Here is a 19,535-nt window from a genome sequence, read left to right as displayed (position 1 = left end):
CCGCCGCGCGCATCGACTTTTCAACGAAATCAATTGACCGCGCCAACCGTAACAACTACACCTAATTGATTAAACAAAAAGAGGTATGCCCTGCAGTCGAATCTCATGCTGGGGCTTTTCAAGGGGCGAATATGACTGGCATCATTTCGGGTGGACGGGTGCGGCGTCGACTGCGGGGCGGGCGGCATTTCCAGATTGCGGCACTCGGCCTGGCGCTGCTGACGGCATCGGGCTGCGCGATCACGCCCGAGCCTGTCACGCCGGAGGAGCGGTCGGCCCTGATCGCGGCCGACCGGCAGGCCCTGTTCCGGAACCAGGAGCCGGTGACCGGCCCGATCTCGCTGGAAGAGGCGATGGCCCGGGCCATCAAGTACAACCTGGACTATCGGCTGACCGCGATGGACCAGGCGCTCCAGAACCGGCAGCTCGACCTGACGCGCTACGACATGCTGCCCAGGCTGGTGGCCGCCGCCGGGGGAACGGCCCGGTCGAACGAGAACCTCTCGGTCAGCGAAAACACCAGGACCGGCGTCAAATCGACCGATCCGTCCCTCAGCCAGGACCAGGAGCGCTTCACCACCGACCTGACCCTGTCCTGGAACGTGCTGGATTTCGGCGTCAGCTATTACCAGGCGCGCCAGCAGGCGGACCGCGCGCTGATCGCCGACGAGCGGCGCCGGCGGGTCGTCCATTCCGTGATCCAGCAGGTCCGGGCCGCCTATTGGCAGGCGGTGTCGGCCGAGCGGATCGAGGCGGCGATCGGCCCGATCCTGGCGGAGACCCGGCAGGCGCTGAGCGACGCCCGGTCGGTCGAGGAACAGCGCCTGCGCCCGCCGGTCGAGGTGCTTCGCTACCAGAAGGCGCTGATCGAGGTCATGCGCCAGCTTGAAACGGTCGAGCAGGACCTTGCCATCGCCAAGGCCCAGCTCCGCGCGCTGATGAACCTGCCGCCGGGCCAGCCCTTCACGCTGGCGCTGCCGGCCGGATTCCGCCGCGACGTTCCCCAGGTCGGCCTCGCGATCGAGGAGATGGAGGTCCTGGCGCTGGACCGCCGGCCGGAACTGCGGGAGGAGCATTACCAGCGCCGGATCAGCGCCGCCGAGGTGCGCAAGTCGATCCTGCGCCTGCTGCCCGGGCTGACCTTCACCGGCTCCGCCAACTTCGACACCAACTCCTATCTGGTGAACAACAGCTGGGCCGAAGCGGGGCTGCGGGTCAGCTTCAACCTGTTGAACCTGCTGACCGCGCCGGCATCGATCGGCGTCGCCGAGGCCCAGCAGGAACTGGCCGAGACCCGGCGCCTGGCGCTGAGCATGGCGGCGCTGACCCAGGTCCATGTCGGCTACCAGCAGTACCAGCGGGCGCGGCGGAATTTCGAGCAGGCCGACCTGCTCGACTCGATCGAGCAGCGCCTGTACGAGAACATCCGGCAGGCCCAGGCGAGCCAGGCCCAGAACGTGCTGGAGCGGGTGCGGGCCGCGGCGTCGGCCATCCTGTCCGAACTGGCGCGCGACCGGGCCTATGCCGACCTGCAGGCGGCGGCGTCCAACGTGATCGTCTCGCTCGGCCTCGACCCGCTGCCCGCCACGGTGCCCAGCCACGACATCAAGGCCCTGACCGAGGCGCTGGCCGCGATCAACGCCGACTGGCAGGCCGGCCGGTTCGTGCCGCCGACGCCGGTGCCGGTGGCCCTCGCCGAGCCGGCCGTGTCGACGGCTCCGGCGGTCTCGGCGGTCCCGGCGGTGCAGCCCGTCGAGGCGGTGCCGATCGCCGCACCGGCGGCCCCGGAGCTGGTCGCCCCGGAGCCTGCCCCGGCCATGCCCGCCGCGGTCGTGCAGGCATCGGCCCCGCCGGTCGGACTGGCGCCGCGTCCCGTCCACGCGGCCGGGCCGAGCCGGAAGCCGCTCATCGCCGACCCGATCTAGGAGGCGGCGATGATCCGGTGGTTCCCCAGCCTGCTTGCCGCCGCCCTCCTGATCGCCTCCGCTCCGGCCGCGGGCCAGCCGGCCGACGCCGGCGCCGGCCTGGGCGGCGTGCCGGAGATCCGGGCGCAGATCTCGCCGCGGCGGAGCACCATGCTTTCGTCCGAACTGGCGGCCAAGATCGACGACCTGGGCCTGCGCGAAGGCGAGCGGTTCAAGGAAGGGCAGAAGCTGGTCGGGTTCGACTGCGCGGTCCACCGCGCCCGGCTCAACAAGGCGATCGCCCAGCAGCAGGCCGCCCGCAAGCTGTACGAGGTCAATTCCCGGCTGGACAAGCTGGGGTCGGTCAGCACGCTGGAGCTGGAGGCCGCCGCCGCCCAGCTCAGCGCGGCCGAGGCGGAGACCGCCATGATGCGGACCATGGTCGAGCGGTGCGCCGTCCTCGCCCCGTTCCCCGGGCGGATCGCCGAGCTGAAGGTCCGGCGATACGAGTTCGTCACGGAGGGGAAGGAGCTGATGGAGATCCTCGACGACCGGGAACTGGAGGTCGAGATGATCGTTCCGTCGCGCTGGCTCTCCTGGCTGGTGCCGGGGACCGGGTTCAAGGTCCTGATCGAGGAGACCGGCCACGCCTACGCGGCGGAGGTGACCCGGCTGTCCGCCCGGATCGATCCGGTCAGCCAGTCCATCAAGGTGTTCGGCAAGGTGTTCGGCAGGGTCGCGGAGAAGGGTGGCGGCCGTCAGGAGGAGCTGCTGGCGGGCATGAGCGGCCGGGCCGTGTTCGCCATGCCCAATTGAGCTACACTCGCCTCCGGTCCCGACAACAGGAGGAGAGCGAATGGCACGGGAACTGGACGTCCGCGGGCTTCATTGCCCGCTCCCGATCCTGCGCACACGCCGTCAGCTCGACCACATGGACGCGGGGGAGGAGCTGATCGTGCTGGTCACCGACCCGGCGTCGGTCATCGACTTCCGCCATTTCTGCAATACCACGGCGCACGAGCTGGTCGAGCATTCCGCTCAAGGCGGCGTCTTCACCTATCGGATCCGGCGCGGCGCGGGCTGAGCGCCGCCCCGGCCGTCCGGGTTTCGCCCAGCGCCAGGAACAGGCCGCCGGGCAGGCTGACCAGCAGCAGCAGCGCTCCGAACAGGATCGACATCAGGAGGGCGCCTTCCACCGGGACGCCGGCCAGCCCGAACACGGCGACGACGGCGCCCTCGCGCAGGCCCCAGCCCGCGATCGACAGCGGCATGCCCGCCACCAGGACGATCGGCGGCATCAGCACCAGGCAATCGACCAGGCCCACCGGCACGTCCAGGCCCCGGGCGATCAGCCACATGGTCGCGCCGGCCAGCAGATGGACCAGCGCCGAGACGCCGACGATCGGCACGGCGGTCAGGGGGCGGGCGAGCAGCCCGCGGACCGTCCGGCCGAACTCCGCGACGCCGCGCAGCCTTCCCGACAGCCAGCGGCCCGGCAGCCGGTCGGCCGCCAGCGCCAGGGCCAGCAGGGCCATTCCGGTGCCGAGGCCGGCCAGCAGGCCCCCGCGCATCGCCGGGTCGGGCATGCGGGCCAGCAGCGCCGGCCCGGTGGCCAGGACCACCGCGACCAGCCCGAGCAGCGCCGTCGTCCGGTCGACCAGGACGCCGCGCACGGCGGTTCCGACTCCGTGCCCCAGCGCGCGGAGCCGCCAGACCCGCCAGACGTCTCCGGCGATCGAGGTCGGCAGCGCCTGTCCCAGGAAGAAGGCGGCAAGGTTGATCCGCAGCGCCCGGGCCGTGCCGATGGCGGCGTCCAGGCCGGCCATGATGAAGGCCCAGCGCCAGGAGATCAGGACGACCTGGACCGCGGTGAGGGCGAAGGCCGCCGCCAGCCAGCCCGGATCGACGCCGGCCAGGCGCCCGGCGAGAGCCGTCACGTCGGCCTGGCGCAGCAGCAGCCAGAGCAGCAGGCCCGACAGGGCGAAGCGCAGGGCGGCCAGCCCGATCCGGCGGAGGCGGTCGGTCAAGACGTCAGTTCTTCAGGGCCACGGTGGCGCGTACCGGCAGGTGGTCCGACGCCCGCCGCGTCACCGGCGTGCGGACCACGTCGTAGTTGGACAGCACCAGCCCGTCCGACACGAAGATCCGGTCGAGCCGGAGCGTCGGCATCCGGACATGGAAGCTGCGCGGCGCGGCGCAGTCGGCGAAGCAGTGCATCAGCCGCTTGATCCGGGGCGACCGGGGCCGCCATTCGTTCAGGTCGCCCATGAACACGGTCGGCCGCTCCGGCCCGCGCTCCATCGTGTTCAGGACGCGGGTGATCTGGGCGTTGCGCTCCCACGGGTCCAGCCCGAGATGGGCGACGATCACCCGGACCACCTTGTCGCCGACCTGGATATCGGCGTCGATGGCGCCCCGCGGCTCCCGGTGGGGCAGGGACAGGTCGATCGGGCGGATCTCCAGGACGGGAAGCCGGCTGAGCAGGGCGTTGCCGTAATGGGCGCGCTCGTTGTGCTTGGTCGGGCCGGAATAGGCCTTCAGCCCCGTCTCCCGGCCCAGGAACTCGAACTGGTCCAGCCCGATCTCGCCCCGATGGTGCCAGCCGACCTCCTGGAGCCCGACCACGTCGGCCTCCAGCCCCTTGACCACGCCGGCGATCCGGTCGGGCGCGAACTTGGCATCCACACCGACACAGCTGTGCACGTTGTAGGTCGCGACTCGGAACGAGCGCAGGCCGGGCGGTGCCGCGCCCGGCCTCTCGTCGCGTTCGTCGACGCTCTCGATGTCGGTATCGGTGTTTTCGAGCAGATCAGTCACGCTTCGCTTGCCCCTGTCGTTGCTGTCGTCGCCTTGTCGCCCTTGCGCGCCGGTCCCGTCCTCGTTCGCCCGCCCAGCAGCTTGTTGGCGATCCATCCCAGGCTGGCCGCCACCAGCGCGATGCCGGCGGCGATCCCGATGCTGGCGGGAGTGGGCTCCCGCAGCGTCCGTTCGAGCTGGCTGCCGAGCAGGCTGAACGCCAGCGTTCCCGGCGCCATGCCCAGGGCCGTCCCGATCACATAGTCAGTGAACCGCAGATGGGACGCTCCCGCCACCACGTTGACCACGCTGAAGGGGGCGACCGGCATGACGCGGATCACCGCGACCGCCAGGATACCCTGGTCCGCCAGCCTGCGGCTGATCTTGTTGACGAACCGGCCGCCGAAACGCCGCACCCAGCGCCGGCCGCCGAGACGGCCGACCCAGAACAGGACGGCGGCGCTGGCGAGGCAGCCGGAGATCGCGGTGGCGAATCCCCAGACCGGCCCCAGCACGATGGCCGTCGCGGCGATCAGCACCATCACCGGGAACATCACGAACCCGCCGACCACATAGACGGCGACTCCGATCAGCGGCCCGAACGGCATGTCGGCCAGGCCCTGGGCCCAGTCCAGCACGCCGTCCACGGTCGCCAGCTCGCTCAGGCCGGTGAAGCGCCACAGGGCGGCGATTCCCGCCAGCAGCAGGGCCAGCGCCCCGACGACGAGTCCGAACTTCAGGCGCGGTGTCGGCTTTTCAAGGTCGGGCATGATCTGGCGGGTCAGTTCCTCTGCGGTTACCGGCTTCTCGGGGTCGAACAGGTGGATCTCGGCGATGAAGCTGTCGACACCGGCAACATCGTCAACCCTGACGGGTTCCAGGCGATGACCCTTCGGGTCGTGGAAATGCCGGATCGTCTCCAGCAGGGAGCCGGTCTCGGCCATCTTCGCCGCGACGGCGTCGCGGGGCGCTCCCAGGTGCTCGGCCAGCAGCCGGTCGCGGTAGCGCCGGATCGCCTTGCGCCGGGCCTCGCAGCCCGCCTTGCCGGGAACCGCCTCGATCGCCAGATCGCATTCGGTGTCGAAGCCCATGGACCGGTTGTTCAGGTTGGACGAGCCGACCCGCATCAGCGTGTCGTCGACCACCATGGTCTTGGAATGGATCGTGACCGGCACCCCGGCCGGCGTGACCGCGCCGAAGATGGCGAACTTGCCGTAGGTGTCGGCCTTGCGCAGCCGGTCGACCAGATGGCGCCGCGCCCGGCCCATCAGCTCCTCCTCCAGCCAGCCCGGGCAGTTCAGCGGCGTGACCACCACGATCTCCGGCCCGTCCGGATCGCCCAGCCGGGACAGCAGGGCCTGCCCGACGCATTCCGCGGTGAAGTACTGGCTCTCGATGTAGATCAGCCGCTTGGCGGCCGCGATCGAGGCGACGTAGAGCGCTTCGACCTCCCGCGCCTCGGCCTGGTCGCCGTGGCGGGGCAGGGTGCGGGCGATGCCGACCTCGGCGTCGCGCAGGTCGACGCGGAGCCGGTCCGGCCAGGGGTCCGACGCCCCGGTGGCCGGCGGCATGGGCGGCTCGCCGGTGCCGCGGCGCCAGCGGTAGCGGGCCAGCTCGCCCAGCGCCGCCGCGGCGTTCCCGTCCACCGCCATCATCATGTCGTGGAACGGGTCGTACAGCTCGCCGTTGGGCCGCCTGCGCCGGATGTCGTGGTCCAGGTGCTCGCTGGTGTCCCAGCGGTTCGCCGTGATGTCGATGCCGCCGCAGAAGGCCACGGCGTCGTCGATCACCACCAGCTTCTGGTGGTGGCAGGCACCGGCGGGATGCTCGCCGTCCAGCCGGAACGAGACCCGGGTGTGGGTCATCAGGTCCAGCAGGGCGGTCGGGAAGATCTCGCGCTCCAGCGCGAAGATCATCGAGAAGTCCCATTTCAGCACATGGATCCGGAGCTTCGGCCGGGTTTCCACCAGCCGTTCCAGGAATTCGCCGAACCGGTTGGGCACCTTGGGGTCGGAGGGATCGCTTTCCAGGCCGACGCGCGTGTCGAAGTCCCAGCCGAGCAGGATGATGGAGTGCTTCGCCTTGAGCATCGCCGCCTTGACCGCGCCGTAGTAATCGGCGGCGTCGATGATGAAGGCGACCCGGTCGGCATGCTCCAGCCGCCAGCAGGTGGTGCCCGGCCGAAGCAGCGGCGACGACGTGTCGAGCGGGTCTGGAACGGGGCAGTTTCGGCGGGGCTCGGGCTGCGGCATGGATATCGGGCTTCGGCTTGGCATCCGGGACGGGACGTATCGCTGTATCAACGTTTGACAAGCCGGGATAACCCCAAACCGGCGGGAATCGCCGCATCGGCGGGTTCATGCACAATAAAGTTGCGAATTCCTTCCGCTGTGATGGACTCGCGGGAAAATGCGTTGCGGTCGCGGAAGGGCGTGCTTTACGTTTACGTAAACAGGGAGCTTCAAGACATGCGGAATCTGCGCAAATTCCTGGCGTGCGCCGGGCTGGCCTTGGTATTCGCCGCGACGGCATCGGCTTCATCGCATGCCGAGGTGGTCCTGAAACGCGGCAACGGTGCGGAGCCTGAATCCTTGGACCCGGCCATTTCGACCGGCGTGCCCGAATCCTTCATCCAGATGGACATTTTCGAGGGTCTGGTCCATCCAGGCCCCGACGGTACCCTGCGCCCCGGCGTGGCGGAAAGCTGGGAGATCAGCGACGATGGGCTGACCTATGTCTTCAAGCTGCGGCCCGACGCGGTCTGGTCCGACGGAACGCCGCTGACGGCGGGGGACTTCGTCTATTCCTGGTCGCGCATGGTCGATCCGGCGACCGCGTCCAACTACGCCTTCATCCTGTGGCCGATCACCGACGCGGAGCGGATCACCAAGGGCGAGCTGCCGAAGGAGCGGATCGGCGCGCAGGCCGTGGACGACCGCACGCTGAAGGTGACCCTGCGGTCGCCCACCCCCTATTTCCTCCAGATGCTGATGCACCACTCGGCCTATCCGGTGCCGAGGCAGGCCATCGAGAAGTTCGGCCGGGAATGGACGCGGCCGGGCAACATCGTGTCCAACGGCGCCTACATGATCCAGGAATGGGTGCCCCAGGGACACATCAAGGCGGTCAGGAACCCCCGGTTCCGCGACGCCGCCGAGGTCCGGATCGACACGGTGTTCTATTACCCGGTCGAGGAGTACGGCACCGAGCTGAAGCAGTTCCGGGCCGGCGAGCTGCACACGACCTACGACGTCCCGCAGGAGCAGATCCCCATGCTCGAAAAGGACATGGCCGGCCAGTTCCGCAACTCCCCCTATTTCGGCACCTATTATTACGGCATCAACGTCACCCGCGAGCCGTTCAAGAGCAACGTCAGGCTCCGCCACGCCCTGGCCATGGCGCTCGACCGCGACATCCTGGTCAAGCAGATCACCAAGGGCGGCGAGATCCCGGCCTATGGCTGGGTGCCGCCCGGCGTGCCGGGATACCAGCAGCAGCAGGTCGAGTGGGCCGGGACCGACCAGAAGGCCCGCGTCGCCGAAGCGAAGAAGATCCTGGCCGAGGCCGGCTTCGACAAGGGCAACCCGCTGAAGGTCGAGCTGCTCTACAACACCAACGACAACCACAAGAAGATCGCCATCGCGGTCGCCGGCATGTGGAAGCAGTTCCTGGGCGTCGAGACCACGCTTCGGAACGAGGAGTGGAAGGTCTATCTGGAAAGCCGCAACAAGAAGCAGTTCGAGGTGATGCGCGCCGCCTGGATCGGCGACTATGTGGACCCCTACAGCTTCCTGGAACTGCTGCGCGGCGACATCGGGGAGCAGAACCCGGCCGGCTACGCCAATCCCGAATACGACCGGACGGCGGACAAGGCGACCGCCGAGACCGACCCGGCCGCCCGCTTCGGGCTGCTGGCGGAGGCCGAGCGGATGGTGCTGGCCGACATGCCGGTCATCCCGATCTATTTCTACAGCCAGCAGCACATGGTGTCCGACAAGGTGAAGGGCTGGCAGGACAACCTGATGGACTGGCACCCGACCCGATACCTGCGCCTCGAATAGTCCGCCCGGAAAAGCCAGCCAGAAAGAACCTGCCGTGCTGAGCTATGCCGTCCGCCGCCTGCTGGGCGCGATCCCGACGCTGCTCGTCATCCTGACGATCACCTTCTTCCTGGTCCGGCTGGCGCCGGGCGGGCCGTTCGACGGCGAGCGCTCGCTTCCGGCGGAAATCGAGCGGAACCTGGCGGCGGCCTACCACCTGGACGAGCCGCTGCCGATGCAGTACCTGCGCTACCTGGGGCAGGTGGTCCAGGGCGACTTCGGGCCGTCCTTCAAGTACAAGGACTTCTCGGTCACCCAGCTGATCTGGAGCGGCTTCCCGGTGTCGCTCCAGCTCGGCGGCACGGCCATGCTGCTGGCGGTGGTGGTCGGCACGGCGCTGGGCGCCTTCGCGGCGCTCCGCCAGAACAGCGGGCTGGACCATGCGGTGATGGGGACGGCCATGTTCGGCATCGCCGTCCCGAACTTCGTGATAGCGCCCTTGCTGACGTTGGTGCTGGGCGTCCATCTGGGGCTGCTCCCGACGGGCGGCTGGGGAACCTGGCAACAGATGCTGCTGCCGGTCGTGGCGCTGGCGCTGCCGCAGATCGCCTACATCGCCCGCATGACCCGGGCCAGCATGATCGAGCTGCTGCGCTCCAACTTCATCCGCACCGCGCGGGCCAAGGGCCTGCCGGAGCGGGTGACGATCTTGCGCCACGCGCTGAAGGGGGCGCTGCTGCCGGTCGTCTCCTACCTGGGGCCGGCGACCGCGGCGGTGATCACCGGGTCGGTGGTGATCGAGCAGATCTTCGGCATTCCCGGCATCGGCCGCTACTTCGTCCAGGGTGCCCTGAACCGCGACTACACCCTGGTGATGGGCGTGGTGATCTTCTACGGCGTGCTGATCATCCTGTTCAACCTGATCGTCGATCTCGCCTACGGGCTGCTGGACCCGAGGGTCCGGTATGACTGATTCTGGAGAATGCCGCCGTCCGATCGTAGGTCGGCCTTCACCGGGAGGTGAACGCCGACAGGCAGACCGGGGTGTTCGCCTGGAGACGTCGGCGTCGGAATCGACCGGGGTGTCGGCGTTCGCCCTGACGGGCGAAGGCCGACCTACGACAGCCGCGTCTCGCATGACTGAGGTTTCCTGACATGGTCCTGCACGACCCCGCCGTGACGGCGGCGCCGATCCGGGGGCGCAGCCTGTGGGGCGACGCGCGGCGCCGGCTGATGCGCAACAAGGCCGCCGTGTCGGCCGGCACCGTCCTGGCTCTGGTGGTGCTGGCCTGCCTCGCCGGGCCGCTGCTGATCCCGTTCGACCTGGACGAGATCTCCTGGGACGCCATCATGGCGCCGCCGGACATCGCGGCAGGGCATTACTTCGGAACCGACGCCAACGGCCGCGACTTGGCGGTCCGCACCCTGCACGGCGGCCGTATCTCGCTGATGGTCGGACTCGTGGCGACTGCGGTCAGCCTGACCATCGGCGTCCTGTACGGGGCGACGGCGGGCTATCTGGGCGGCCGGACGGACGCGGTGATGATGCGGCTGGTGGACGTGCTCTACTCGCTGCCCTTCATGTTCTTCGTGATCCTGCTGATGGTGTTCTTCGGCCGGAACATCGTGCTGATCTTCGTGGCGATCGGGGCGGTGGAGTGGCTGGACATGGCGCGGATCGTGCGCGGCCAGACGCTCAGCATCAAGCGCAGGGAGTTCATCGAGGCGGCGCGGGCCGGCGGCGTCCGCCCGCTCTCGATCATCCGGCGGCACATCATCCCCAACACGCTGGGACCCGTGGTCGTCTACATGACGCTGACCGTGCCCAAGGTGATCCTGCTGGAAAGCTTCCTCAGCTTCCTGGGCCTGGGCGTCCAGGAGCCCATGACGAGCTGGGGCGTGCTGATCAGCGAGGGCGCCGCCAACATGGAGAGCGCCTGGTGGATGCTGGTCTTCCCCGCGGTCTTCCTGGCGGTGACCCTCTTCTCGCTCAACTTCATCGGTGACGGTATCCGTGACGCTCTCGACCCAAAGGACCGCTGAGGACGCCGTGCTCTCCGTGCGGGGGCTGACCACCCGCTTCGCCACCCCGGAGGGGGAGGTGAGGGCGGTCGACGACGTGGGCTTCGACGTGATGCCCGGGGAGACCGTCGGCGTCGTCGGCGAGTCCGGTTCCGGCAAGAGCCAGCTCTTCATGACCGTGATGGGCCTGCTGGCCGGCAACGGCCGGGCCTCGGGCAGCGTGCGGTTCCGCGGCCGGGAGATCCTGGGGCTGCCGGCCCCGGCGTTGAACCGCATCCGAGGCGAGAAGATCTCCATGATCTTCCAGGACCCGATGACCTCGCTGAACCCCTACCTGAAGGTCAGCACCCAGATGACCGAGGTGCTGCGGCTCCACAAGGGCATGGACAAGGCGGCGGCCCGTGCCCGCGCGGTCGAGATGCTGGACCTGGTCCGCATCCCGGAGGCGCGACGCCGGCTGGACATGTATCCGCACGAGTTCTCCGGCGGGATGCGCCAGCGGGTGATGATCGCCATGGCGCTGCTGTGCCGGCCCGACCTGCTGATCGCGGACGAGCCGACCACCGCGCTGGACGTCACGGTGCAGGCGGCGATCCTGGACCTGATGGCCGACCTGAAGCGGGAGTTCGACACCGCCATCGTCCTGATCACCCACGACCTGGGCGTGATCGCCGGGCTGGCCGACCGGGTGATGGTGATGTATGGCGGCCGGGTGATCGAGACCGGCACCGTCCGCGACATCTTCTACGCGCCCGGCCATCCCTATACCGAGGCGCTGCTGCGGAGCATGCCGCGCATCGACGCCGACACCCTGTCGGAGCTGCCGACGATCCCGGGCCAGCCGCCCAACCTCCAGCATCTGCCGCCGGGCTGCAACTTCCAGACCCGCTGCCCGTACCGTTTCGAGCGCTGCGTCGCCGAGGATCCGGCCTTGCTGACGGTCGATCCAGCAAAGGGGTTGGCCCGCGCCAAGGCCTGCCATCTCGACCGCCCCGCCGTGGAGCACCCTAACGTGGATCACCCTGCCGTGGGATACCGATGACCGCCGCACCCGCTCCCCTCCTGTCGGTCCGCGACCTGCGGGTCTCCTTCCCGATCCCGCGCGGCATGTTCCGGGGCACCGATACCCTGCGCGCGGTGGACGGCGTCAGCTTCGACCTCTATCCCGGCGAGACGCTGGGCATCGTGGGCGAGTCCGGCTGCGGCAAGTCCACCCTGGGCCGCGCCGTGCTGAAGCTGATCGAGCCGACCGGCGGCACGGTCGCCTGGCTGGGCGAGGACATCTCCGGCCTGCCGGAATCCCGCATGCGCCGGCACCGCCAGGACATGCAGGTGATTTTCCAGGACCCGCTGGCCTCGCTGGACCCGCGCATGACCGTCGGCGACATCATCGGCGAACCGCTCGACACCTTCCATCCGGACCTGAAACGACCGGCCCGCCGCGCCCGGATCGAGGACATGATGGTCCGCGTCGGCCTGCTGCCGGAGATGATCAACCGCTACCCGCACGAGTTCAGCGGCGGGCAGGCCCAGCGGATCGGCATCGCCCGGGCGATGATCCTGAACCCCCGGCTGATCGTGTGCGACGAGCCGGTCTCCGCCCTGGACGTGTCGATCCAGGCGCAGATCGTGAACCTGCTGATGCGGCTCCAGCGCGAGTTCCACCTGTCGCTGATCTTCATCAGCCACGACCTGAGCGTGGTGCGCCACATCAGCCACCGCATCATGGTGCTCTACCTGGGCAAGCAGGCGGAACTGGCCGACCGCGACACCCTCTACCGCGACCCGCGCCACCCCTACACCAAGGCGCTGATCTCGGCGGTGCCTATCCCCGACCCGGACCGCGAGCGGTCCAAGCAACGCATCGTCCTGACCGGCGATCTGCCATCGCCTTTGAACCCGCCCAGCGGCTGCTACTTCCGCACCCGCTGCCCGCGCGCCGAGGCGGTGTGCGCGGAGGTGGCGCCCGGCTTCGATCCGGTGGCGCCGGGGCACTTCGCGGCGTGCCATTTCAGGGGGGAGTGATCACCTCACACCCTCACGCATACGAGGGAATTGCGGAACTACCTCTTTCGTTATATCCAGTCGGCATGGGAACCGATCGTTCAACCGCCTGGTGACGGGAATGCGCGCAAAACTCCAAGAGCACCGCGCCCAGCGCGACGTTGGACGCGGGTCGGCGGCATCCGTTGCGAAGATGCGGTGTTGACTTTTATGGCAACACTGGAGCATCTTTGGACGAAGGGTACCCTCGTCAAGTTCGAAGCGAACCTTGCACCCCATGAACTGCCGCACCGGTCGGTCTATTTTGCGGCGCAGTTCGATGAATGGATCGAGGCCGTCCTGTATGACGAATGGAGCGATGCCCGCGGCAGGGACATGAGTCCCTATGAGCAGGTGGAGGCTATATTCGTTGATTTCGTCAAAGGATGGCCCATGGTCTATGGGGTCCATAAGAAGCTTCTGCGACCGGAAACGCGGGGCATCTGGTCATTGAGAACACCGGATGTACGGATCTTCGGATGGTTTCCTACTCTTGGAACTTTCCTTGCGGTAAGGGGTGCCATGAAGCGGAACCTAAAGCAGCCCATGGACTATCGAGAGCATATCGACCACGTCGCGGACTTTCGTGACGCATTGCCACTGGACGAACCCAAGAGCATCGCGGGGACAAGGCCCGATGAGAACGCGTAGCTTCCGTATCGACGAACGCCGCCGCTCCTACCTGCGCTTGGTGAGCGAGATCAAGCATGTCCTCGCCCAAGCCCTGGCCGAAGAGCAGGAACGGCGTGGGCTGACCATGGCCGAGATGGCACGCATCCTGGAGGTGGACCGGTCGCATATTTCACGAAAGCTCAGCGGCGAGACCAACATGACTTTGGAAACTCTCGCTGATCTGGCTTACGCCCTTGATCGGCCGGTGCAAATATCATTGTTGCCGCGCCCGGTTCGGCACGACGTCAATCACGGAGCGGATAAGAGTGCCTAACATAACCATCGTTCGACGAAGCGGAAGGTGATGAGGGCTGCGGCGAGGTGGTTGAAGGCGGCAAAGATATCGATCCGGCGTTCGTAGCGCACGGAGGTCCGCCGGAATTGGGCGAACCATCCAAGGTGCGTTCGACCTTCCAGCGGTGCCGGCCCAGGCGCTCGGTGCTGTCGATGCCGCGCCGCGCGATCCGGGGAATGATGGCGCGTCCGCGCAACGCACGCCGGCAGCGCCGGAAATCATAGCCTTTGTACCGCTTTCAGCGTTAGCTAAAGCTCCCGCATGCAGCTTGGCGGGACGGCGGCGGGGCCGGCCGGCGCACTGGCGGATGGGCGGGATGGCATCGACGGTGGCCTCCAGCATCCGGCTGTCGTGGATGTTGGCGGCCGACAGGGTCACGGCCAGCGGGATGCCGTTGGCGTCGATGACGACGTGGCGCTTCGAGCCCGGCTTGCCGCGGTCGGTCGGGTTCGGCCCGGTCTCCCGGCCTCCCTTTTTGCCGGGACGCTGGCGCTGTCCAGCGCCGCCCGGCTCCAGTCGATCGCGTTGGCCTTGCCCAGCCGGTCCAGAAGAACGTGGTGCAACCTCTCCCAGACCCCTGAGGCCTGCCAGTCGCGCAGCCGCCGCCAACAGGTCATGCCCGAGCCGCAGCCCATCTCCTGCGGCAGCATCTCCCACGGAATGCCACTTCGCAACACGAACAGGATGCCGGTCAGCGCCGCCCGGTCATCGACCGGCGGCCGACCGCCTTTCGGACGGGGCGGACGGGACGGCAACAGCGGCGCCACGACCGCCCACAGCTCATCGCTGACAAGGGGTTTCGCCATGCCCGTCAGATAGGCGGCGTCAGCCTCTCATCAAGGTTTTGTTAGACGCTCTTAGTGATCCCTGCAAATGTCCGGTCCGAATTGGGTATGCAGGAGGGAGGCAAGTTCATCCTCCATGTCGAGGCCGGCCAGATCCGCCTTGAGCCGATCCGGGCTGCCGTCGCTTGTGCCCAGGCAATGGCAAGCCGCTATGTTCCGGAAGGGATCAGTCTGGTCGATGAACTGAGCGAGGAGCGTCGGGCGGCGGCCGGGTTTGAGTGATCCGGTTCTTGATGGATCGACGGTTCCTGCCTGTGGTGGGAGCGGCGGGCCGTGGTCATTATCGCCGAAAGAGCCTGGAACGATCGAGTGGAAGCCGCAACCGGCGTGAAAATCCTGCGGATAGGCAACGGGTCTTCATCCTGACATCCGGTGGGCTACTATCCGGTGGGGTGACGGCTTCGGTCCGGCCCGTTAGGATGCCGCGTTCCGACCCTGCCGTTTCCGAGACTTCGAGAGAACATTCCCCATGGCCCAGCTCAGTGACGATTGCTTCGCCTTCGGCGGCCCCCTGATGTCCCTGGACGCCGCGCGCGACATGCTGGCGTCCCGGCTGGTGGCCGTCACGGAGGTCGAGCGGGTGGCCCTGGATGCCGCCCTGGACCGGGTGCTGGCGGAGGACGTGGTGGCAGGGGTCAGCGTGCCGCCCCATGACAATTCCGCCGTGGACGGTTACGCGGTGCGGTTCGAGGATCTGTCCGCCGAACGGGAAACCGTGCTCCCCATCGTCGCCCGCGTGGCCGCCGGCGACCGGCCGGTGGAGCGGGACCCGGCGGGGACGGCGGTCCGGATCTTCACCGGGGCGCCGATGCCGGCCGGGTACGACACCGTGATGATGCAGGAGGACTGCGGCGAGCGGGAAGCGCCCGACGGGACTCGGGCCGTCGTGATCCGGCCGGGCATCAAGCGCGGCGCCAACCGCCGCGAAGCCGGGGAGGACGTCCGGGAGGACTCGGTGATCCTCCGCGCGGGGCGCCGGCTGCGGCCCCAGGATGTCGGGCTGATGGCGGCGGTCGGTCTGACCGGCGCCGCGGTGCGCAGGCCGCTGCGGGTCGCCGTCGTCTCGACCGGCAACGAGCTGGAGGAGCCCGGCCGGCCGCTCGGCCCCGGCGCGATCTATGACGCCAACCGCTTCACCCTGTCGGCGCTGGTCCGCCGGATGGGCGGGCTGGTGACCGACCTGGGCATCCTGCGCGACGATCCGGCCGAGCTTCGGGCGGCGCTGGAGCGGGCCGCCGAAGGGCACGACCTGATCGTGACCACCGGCGGGGTTTCGACCGGCGAGGAGGACCACGTCAAGGGGGCCGTCGAGTCGCTGGGCGGGCTGCATTTCTGGCGGCTCGCCATCAAGCCCGGCCGCCCGGTGGCGCTCGGCCAAGTCCAGGGCAAGCCGTTCGTCGGGCTGCCCGGCAACCCCGTGGCCGCCATGGTCACCTTCTTCTGCCTCGCGCGTCCCCTGATCCAGCACCTGGCCGGCGAGACCGTTTCGGAGCCGACATTGTTCCGGGTCCGGGCCGACTTCGACTACAGGAAGAAGGAGGGCCGCCGCGAGTTCGTCCGGGTCAGCCTGTCGCCCGGAGCCGACGGGGAGCTGGTCGCGACCAAGTTCGCCCGCGACGGGGCCGGCGTCCTGTCGTCCATGGTGGACTCGGACGGCCTGGTGGTGCTGCCGGAGGACGTGACCCGGCTTGAGCGGGGCGGCATGGTATCGTACATGCCGTTCAGCGAAGTGCGCTGAACACAGGCGGATCCCATGCAGCACGACACGTACACGGACCGGTACCTCTCGGACATCCTGGCGTCGGCCAAGGTGATCGCCCTGGTGGGCGCCAGCACCAACTGGAACCGGCCCAGCTATTTCGTCATGAAGTACCTTCAATCCAGGGGCTACCGCGTGATCCCGGTCAATCCCGGCGTCGCGGGGCAGGAGCTGCTGGGGGAGACGGTGTACGCCCGGCTGGAGGATATCCCCGAGCCGGTGGACATGGTCGATGTCTTCCGCAATTCCGAGGCGGCGGGGCCTGTGACGGACAGCGCCATCGCGATCGGCGCCAAGGTCGTCTGGATGCAGATCCAGGTGCGGAACGACGAGGCCGCCGAGCGTGCGGAGCAGGCCGGGCTGAAGGTCGTCATGAACCGCTGCCCGAAGATCGAGTATATGCGGCTCCACGGCGAGCTGGGCTGGAACGGCATCAATTCGAACGTCATCACCAACCGCAAGCGGCCGGTCAAGGCCGTCAAGAAACTGATGTAGGACAGGGGAGGGGAGCGCCATGGCCGGGGACGGGACTGGGCAGAGGACATTCGGGTTCGAGACGCGGGCGGTGCATGCCGGGGCGGCTCCGGACCCGGCGACCGGCGCGCGGGCGACGCCGATCTACCAGACCACCAGCTACGTGTTCGACGACGTCGAGGACGCGGCGTCGCTGTTCAATCTCCAGAAGATGGGCTTCATCTATTCGCGGCTGACCAACCCGACCGTTTCGGTGCTGGAAGAACGCATCGCCAGCCTGGAGGGCGGCCGGGGCGCCACCGCCACCGCGTCGGGCCACGCGGCGCAGATGCTGACCTTCTTCGCCCTGATGGCGCCGGGGGAGGAGTTCCTGTCGTCGCGGCGGCTCTATGGCGGGTCGCTCAACCAGTTCGCCAACAGCTTTCCCCGCGCCTTCGGCTGGAAGGCGGTGTTCGTCGACGGGGAGGACGCCGACGGCTACCGCAGGGCGCTGACGCCCAAGACCAAGGCGATCTTCATCGAGAGCCTGGCCAATCCGGGCGGCGTGGTCTCCGACATCGCGGCGATCGCCGAGGTGGCGGGGGAGGCCAACGTTCCGCTGATCGTGGACAACACCATGGCGACGCCGTACCTGTGCCGACCGATCGAGCACGGCGCCGACCTGGTCGTCCATTCCACCACCAAGTTCCTGTCGGGCCACGGCAATTCGGTCGGCGGCGCGGTCGTGGACAGCGGCCGGTTCGACTGGACCGCGGCGGGCAAGTATCCGGCGCTGACCGAGCCGGAGCCCGGCTACCACGGCCTCCGCTTCCACGAGACCTTCGGCGACCTGGCCTTCACGATCCACGGCCACGCCATCGGGCTGCGCGACCTGGGGCCGAACCAGCAGCCGATGAACGCCTTCCTGACCCTCACCGGGATCGAGACCTTGGCGCTCCGCATGGAGCGGCACTGCGCCAACGCGCTGAAGGTCGCCGAATTCCTCCAAGGCCACCCCGCCGTGGCCTGGGTCAACTATGCCGGCCTGCCGTCCAGCCCATACCATGAGCTGGCCCGCAAGTACCTGCCCAAGGGGGCGGGCGCGGTCTTCACCTTCGGCCTGAAGGGCGGCTTCGATGCCGGCGTGGCGGTGGTCGAGGGCGTCGAGCTGTTCAGCCACCTCGCCAATATCGGCGACACGCGGTCGCTGATCATCCATCCGGCCTCGACCACCCACCGCCAGCTCTCCGACGAGGGGCTGAAGGCGGCGGGGGCGACGCCCGACGTCATCCGCCTGTCGGTCGGCATCGAGAGCGCGGAGGACCTGATCGCGGACCTGGACCAGGCGCTGGCGAAGGCTACTCCGCGCTGACGGCGGAGGCCGCGAGCGGCGGCGCCACCACGGGAACGGCCGGCACGGCGGGAGCCGCCGGCGCCTCCCGGGGGAGCAGGGTGGCCGCCAGCACGGCGGTGGCCGCGAAGCCGGCGAGCATGACGAAGAGCCACCAGAAATCGGTGCTCCAGCCATAGGCCAGCGCCACGAGCTGGACGCCCAGGGGAGCAACGCCGAAGGACAGCACGAACTTGGCGCCGAACGCCAGCCCGCGGTGCCGGGCCGGCGTGTAGCGGGCCAGCAGCATGGTTTCCGCCGGGATCTGGAGGCTCTGCGTGAACACCACCAGCGCCGCCACCATCAGCAGGGGAAGCCCGGCGAAGCTGGAAGCGATCAGCAGCAGCGGGATCTGGATCGCCAGGCACCCGACATAGACCCGCTTCAGCGGATAGCGGTCGGACAGCATGCCGCCGACGAACTGCGACCCGCTGGCGAACAGATAGACCAGGGTGACCAGTCCGCCGACGCCCAGGGTCCCTTCGCCGACGAGGCCGGTCATGCGCTCGCCGAACCATTTGGGCATCGCGGTCATGGTGGACTGGAAGATCAGGCCGGCGCAGACCATGGTGACCGACAGCACCAGGAAGGCGCGGACGGCGTCGGCGCGGTTGGTGCCCGGCTGCGGCTTGGCGTCCCGTTCCCTGTCGGTGACCAGCCCGGTCGCGATGCAGGCCAGCAGAACGAAGCCCGCGGCCATGCACACCACCCCCGGAACGATGAAGGCGGCGCGCCAGTTGATCAGTTCGGTCAGGCCGCCGGCGACGATCGCCGCCCCGGCGATGCCGACGCTGCCGAAGATCCCCATGACGCCGAGCGCGCGGCCCCGGTTGGTCGCGTTCTTGATCACCCAGGACATGCCGACGGGATGGAAGATCGAGCCGCCCAGCCCCAGGACCGCCAAGCCGACGGCCAGCGCCGTGGTGCCGCCGGCGAACCCGGCCGCGATCGACCCGGCGCCCGTCAGCAGGAAGAAGACGACCATCATCTTGGCGTCGCTCCAGCGGTCGCCCAGCCAGCCGGCGATCGGGGCGCCCAGCCCGATCATCAGGGAGCCGACCGTCCAGAGCCGGATCAGCTCGTCGTAGCTCATGGCCCAGTCCCGCTCCAGCCCGAGCACGACCGTGAGGTACAACGCGGTCAGCACATGCATGAAGGCATGGCCGATACAGGCGAACCCCAGCGAGAGGCGGGCGGAGAGGGGAGACATGATGGACCTCGGAAGAAGACAGTGCGCCGTCGATGGATGCTGGGTGAAAACGTCGCATGTCGCGGGGAACCCGGGCAAGTTGCACCCCGCGCATGGCTCCTATGCG

General features: G+C 68.6%; 18 protein-coding genes and 1 pseudogene. 14 read left to right on the top strand and 5 right to left on the bottom strand.

Going from position 1 to position 19,535, the window contains the following annotated elements:
- The first annotated feature begins 131 nt into the window (after positions 1 to 131).
- The 3 genes from IGS68_RS22520 to IGS68_RS22510 are packed head-to-tail and all read left to right on the top strand — an operon-like array spanning position 132 to position 2,988.
- Positions 132 to 1,925, top strand: coding sequence for a TolC family protein (locus tag IGS68_RS22520; protein ID WP_201074101.1), 1,794 nt, complete (start codon positions 132 to 134; stop codon positions 1,923 to 1,925).
- A gap of 9 nt (positions 1,926 to 1,934) precedes the next feature.
- Positions 1,935 to 2,720: an efflux RND transporter periplasmic adaptor subunit gene (locus tag IGS68_RS22515; RefSeq protein WP_201074100.1), complete on the top strand. Its 786-nt coding sequence runs from the start codon at positions 1,935 to 1,937 to the stop codon at positions 2,718 to 2,720.
- Positions 2,721 to 2,760: 40 nt separating this feature from the next.
- Positions 2,761 to 2,988: a sulfurtransferase TusA family protein gene (locus tag IGS68_RS22510; protein ID WP_201074098.1), complete on the top strand. Its 228-nt coding sequence runs from the start codon at positions 2,761 to 2,763 to the stop codon at positions 2,986 to 2,988.
- On the opposite strand, the gene IGS68_RS22505 is transcribed toward IGS68_RS22510, so the two are convergent.
- From IGS68_RS22505 to IGS68_RS22495, 3 genes are read right to left on the bottom strand one after another with little or no spacing between them, the layout of a single operon-like run.
- Positions 2,957 to 3,931 (bottom strand): lysylphosphatidylglycerol synthase transmembrane domain-containing protein, encoded by a 975-nt coding sequence (locus IGS68_RS22505; protein ID WP_201074095.1) that lies wholly within the window; start codon positions 3,929 to 3,931, stop codon positions 2,957 to 2,959. The two genes, IGS68_RS22510 and IGS68_RS22505, sit on opposite strands and share 32 nt — an antisense overlap.
- Positions 3,932 to 3,935: 4 nt before the next feature.
- Positions 3,936 to 4,721: an endonuclease/exonuclease/phosphatase family protein gene (locus IGS68_RS22500; RefSeq protein ID WP_247881024.1), complete on the bottom strand. Its 786-nt coding sequence runs from the start codon at positions 4,719 to 4,721 to the stop codon at positions 3,936 to 3,938.
- A complete protein-coding gene (locus tag IGS68_RS22495; RefSeq protein WP_201074091.1) occupies positions 4,718 to 6,952 on the bottom strand; it encodes a VTT domain-containing protein in 2,235 nt (744 codons plus the stop codon). The genes IGS68_RS22500 and IGS68_RS22495 overlap by 4 nt, the downstream gene beginning before the upstream one ends.
- Positions 6,953 to 7,168: 216 nt before the next feature.
- On the opposite strand from IGS68_RS22495, the gene IGS68_RS22490 reads away from it, so the two are divergent.
- The 7 genes from IGS68_RS22490 (at position 7,169) to IGS68_RS22460 (ending at position 13,751) form a co-directional block, all read left to right on the top strand.
- Positions 7,169 to 8,761: a peptide ABC transporter substrate-binding protein gene (locus tag IGS68_RS22490; RefSeq protein WP_201074089.1), complete on the top strand. Its 1,593-nt coding sequence runs from the start codon at positions 7,169 to 7,171 to the stop codon at positions 8,759 to 8,761.
- A 34-nt stretch (positions 8,762 to 8,795) separates the two neighbouring features.
- On the top strand, positions 8,796 to 9,713 hold the full coding sequence (gene oppB / locus IGS68_RS22485) for an oligopeptide ABC transporter permease OppB (RefSeq protein WP_201074086.1): 918 nt from the start codon (positions 8,796 to 8,798) through the stop codon (positions 9,711 to 9,713).
- A gap of 182 nt (positions 9,714 to 9,895) precedes the next feature.
- Positions 9,896 to 10,783, top strand: coding sequence for an ABC transporter permease subunit (locus IGS68_RS22480; RefSeq protein WP_201074084.1), 888 nt, complete (start codon positions 9,896 to 9,898; stop codon positions 10,781 to 10,783).
- A complete protein-coding gene (locus IGS68_RS22475) occupies positions 10,755 to 11,804 on the top strand; it encodes an ABC transporter ATP-binding protein (protein WP_247881023.1) in 1,050 nt (349 codons plus the stop codon). The genes IGS68_RS22480 and IGS68_RS22475 overlap by 29 nt, the downstream gene beginning before the upstream one ends.
- Positions 11,801 to 12,787 (top strand): ABC transporter ATP-binding protein, encoded by a 987-nt coding sequence (locus IGS68_RS22470; protein ID WP_201074082.1) that lies wholly within the window; start codon positions 11,801 to 11,803, stop codon positions 12,785 to 12,787. Before IGS68_RS22475 ends, IGS68_RS22470 begins: the two co-directional genes overlap by 4 nt.
- Positions 12,788 to 12,976: 189 nt before the next feature.
- Positions 12,977 to 13,456, top strand: a complete 480-nt coding sequence (locus tag IGS68_RS22465; RefSeq protein WP_201074080.1) for a hypothetical protein — start codon at positions 12,977 to 12,979, stop codon at positions 13,454 to 13,456.
- Entirely contained in the window at positions 13,443 to 13,751 is a 309-nt protein-coding gene (locus IGS68_RS22460) for a helix-turn-helix transcriptional regulator (RefSeq protein WP_201074078.1), read from the top strand. Before IGS68_RS22465 ends, IGS68_RS22460 begins: the two co-directional genes overlap by 14 nt.
- On the opposite strand, the pseudogene IGS68_RS36330 reads toward IGS68_RS22460, so the two are convergent.
- Positions 13,748 to 14,578 (bottom strand): annotated as a pseudogene (locus tag IGS68_RS36330) (IS5 family transposase). The gene IGS68_RS22460 and the pseudogene IGS68_RS36330 overlap by 4 nt on opposite strands.
- An 87-nt stretch (positions 14,579 to 14,665) precedes the next feature.
- Here IGS68_RS36330 and IGS68_RS22450 point away from each other — a divergent pair.
- From IGS68_RS22450 to IGS68_RS22435, 4 genes are all read left to right on the top strand, one after another.
- Positions 14,666 to 14,839 (top strand): hypothetical protein, encoded by a 174-nt coding sequence (locus tag IGS68_RS22450; RefSeq protein ID WP_201074076.1) that lies wholly within the window; start codon positions 14,666 to 14,668, stop codon positions 14,837 to 14,839.
- A gap of 247 nt (positions 14,840 to 15,086) precedes the next feature.
- Positions 15,087 to 16,355, top strand: coding sequence for a molybdopterin molybdotransferase MoeA (locus IGS68_RS22445; protein ID WP_201074074.1), 1,269 nt, complete (start codon positions 15,087 to 15,089; stop codon positions 16,353 to 16,355).
- 15 nt (positions 16,356 to 16,370) lie between these two features.
- Positions 16,371 to 16,871 (top strand): CoA-binding protein, encoded by a 501-nt coding sequence (locus IGS68_RS22440; RefSeq protein ID WP_201074072.1) that lies wholly within the window; start codon positions 16,371 to 16,373, stop codon positions 16,869 to 16,871.
- A gap of 19 nt (positions 16,872 to 16,890) precedes the next feature.
- Positions 16,891 to 18,201, top strand: a complete 1,311-nt coding sequence (locus tag IGS68_RS22435; protein ID WP_201074070.1) for an O-acetylhomoserine aminocarboxypropyltransferase — start codon at positions 16,891 to 16,893, stop codon at positions 18,199 to 18,201.
- Here the strand turns inward: IGS68_RS22435 and IGS68_RS22430 are convergent.
- Complete coding sequence (locus IGS68_RS22430) at positions 18,188 to 19,429, bottom strand: MFS transporter (RefSeq protein ID WP_201074068.1); 1,242 nt, start codon at positions 19,427 to 19,429, stop codon at positions 18,188 to 18,190. The two genes, IGS68_RS22435 and IGS68_RS22430, sit on opposite strands and share 14 nt — an antisense overlap.
- Positions 19,430 to 19,535 lie beyond the last annotated feature (106 nt).

The sequence above is a fragment of the Skermanella sp. TT6 genome (assembly GCF_016653635.2).
Lineage (GTDB): Bacteria > Pseudomonadota > Alphaproteobacteria > Azospirillales > Azospirillaceae > Skermanella > Skermanella cutis.
This window is presented reverse-complemented; position numbering and strand designations above follow the sequence as displayed.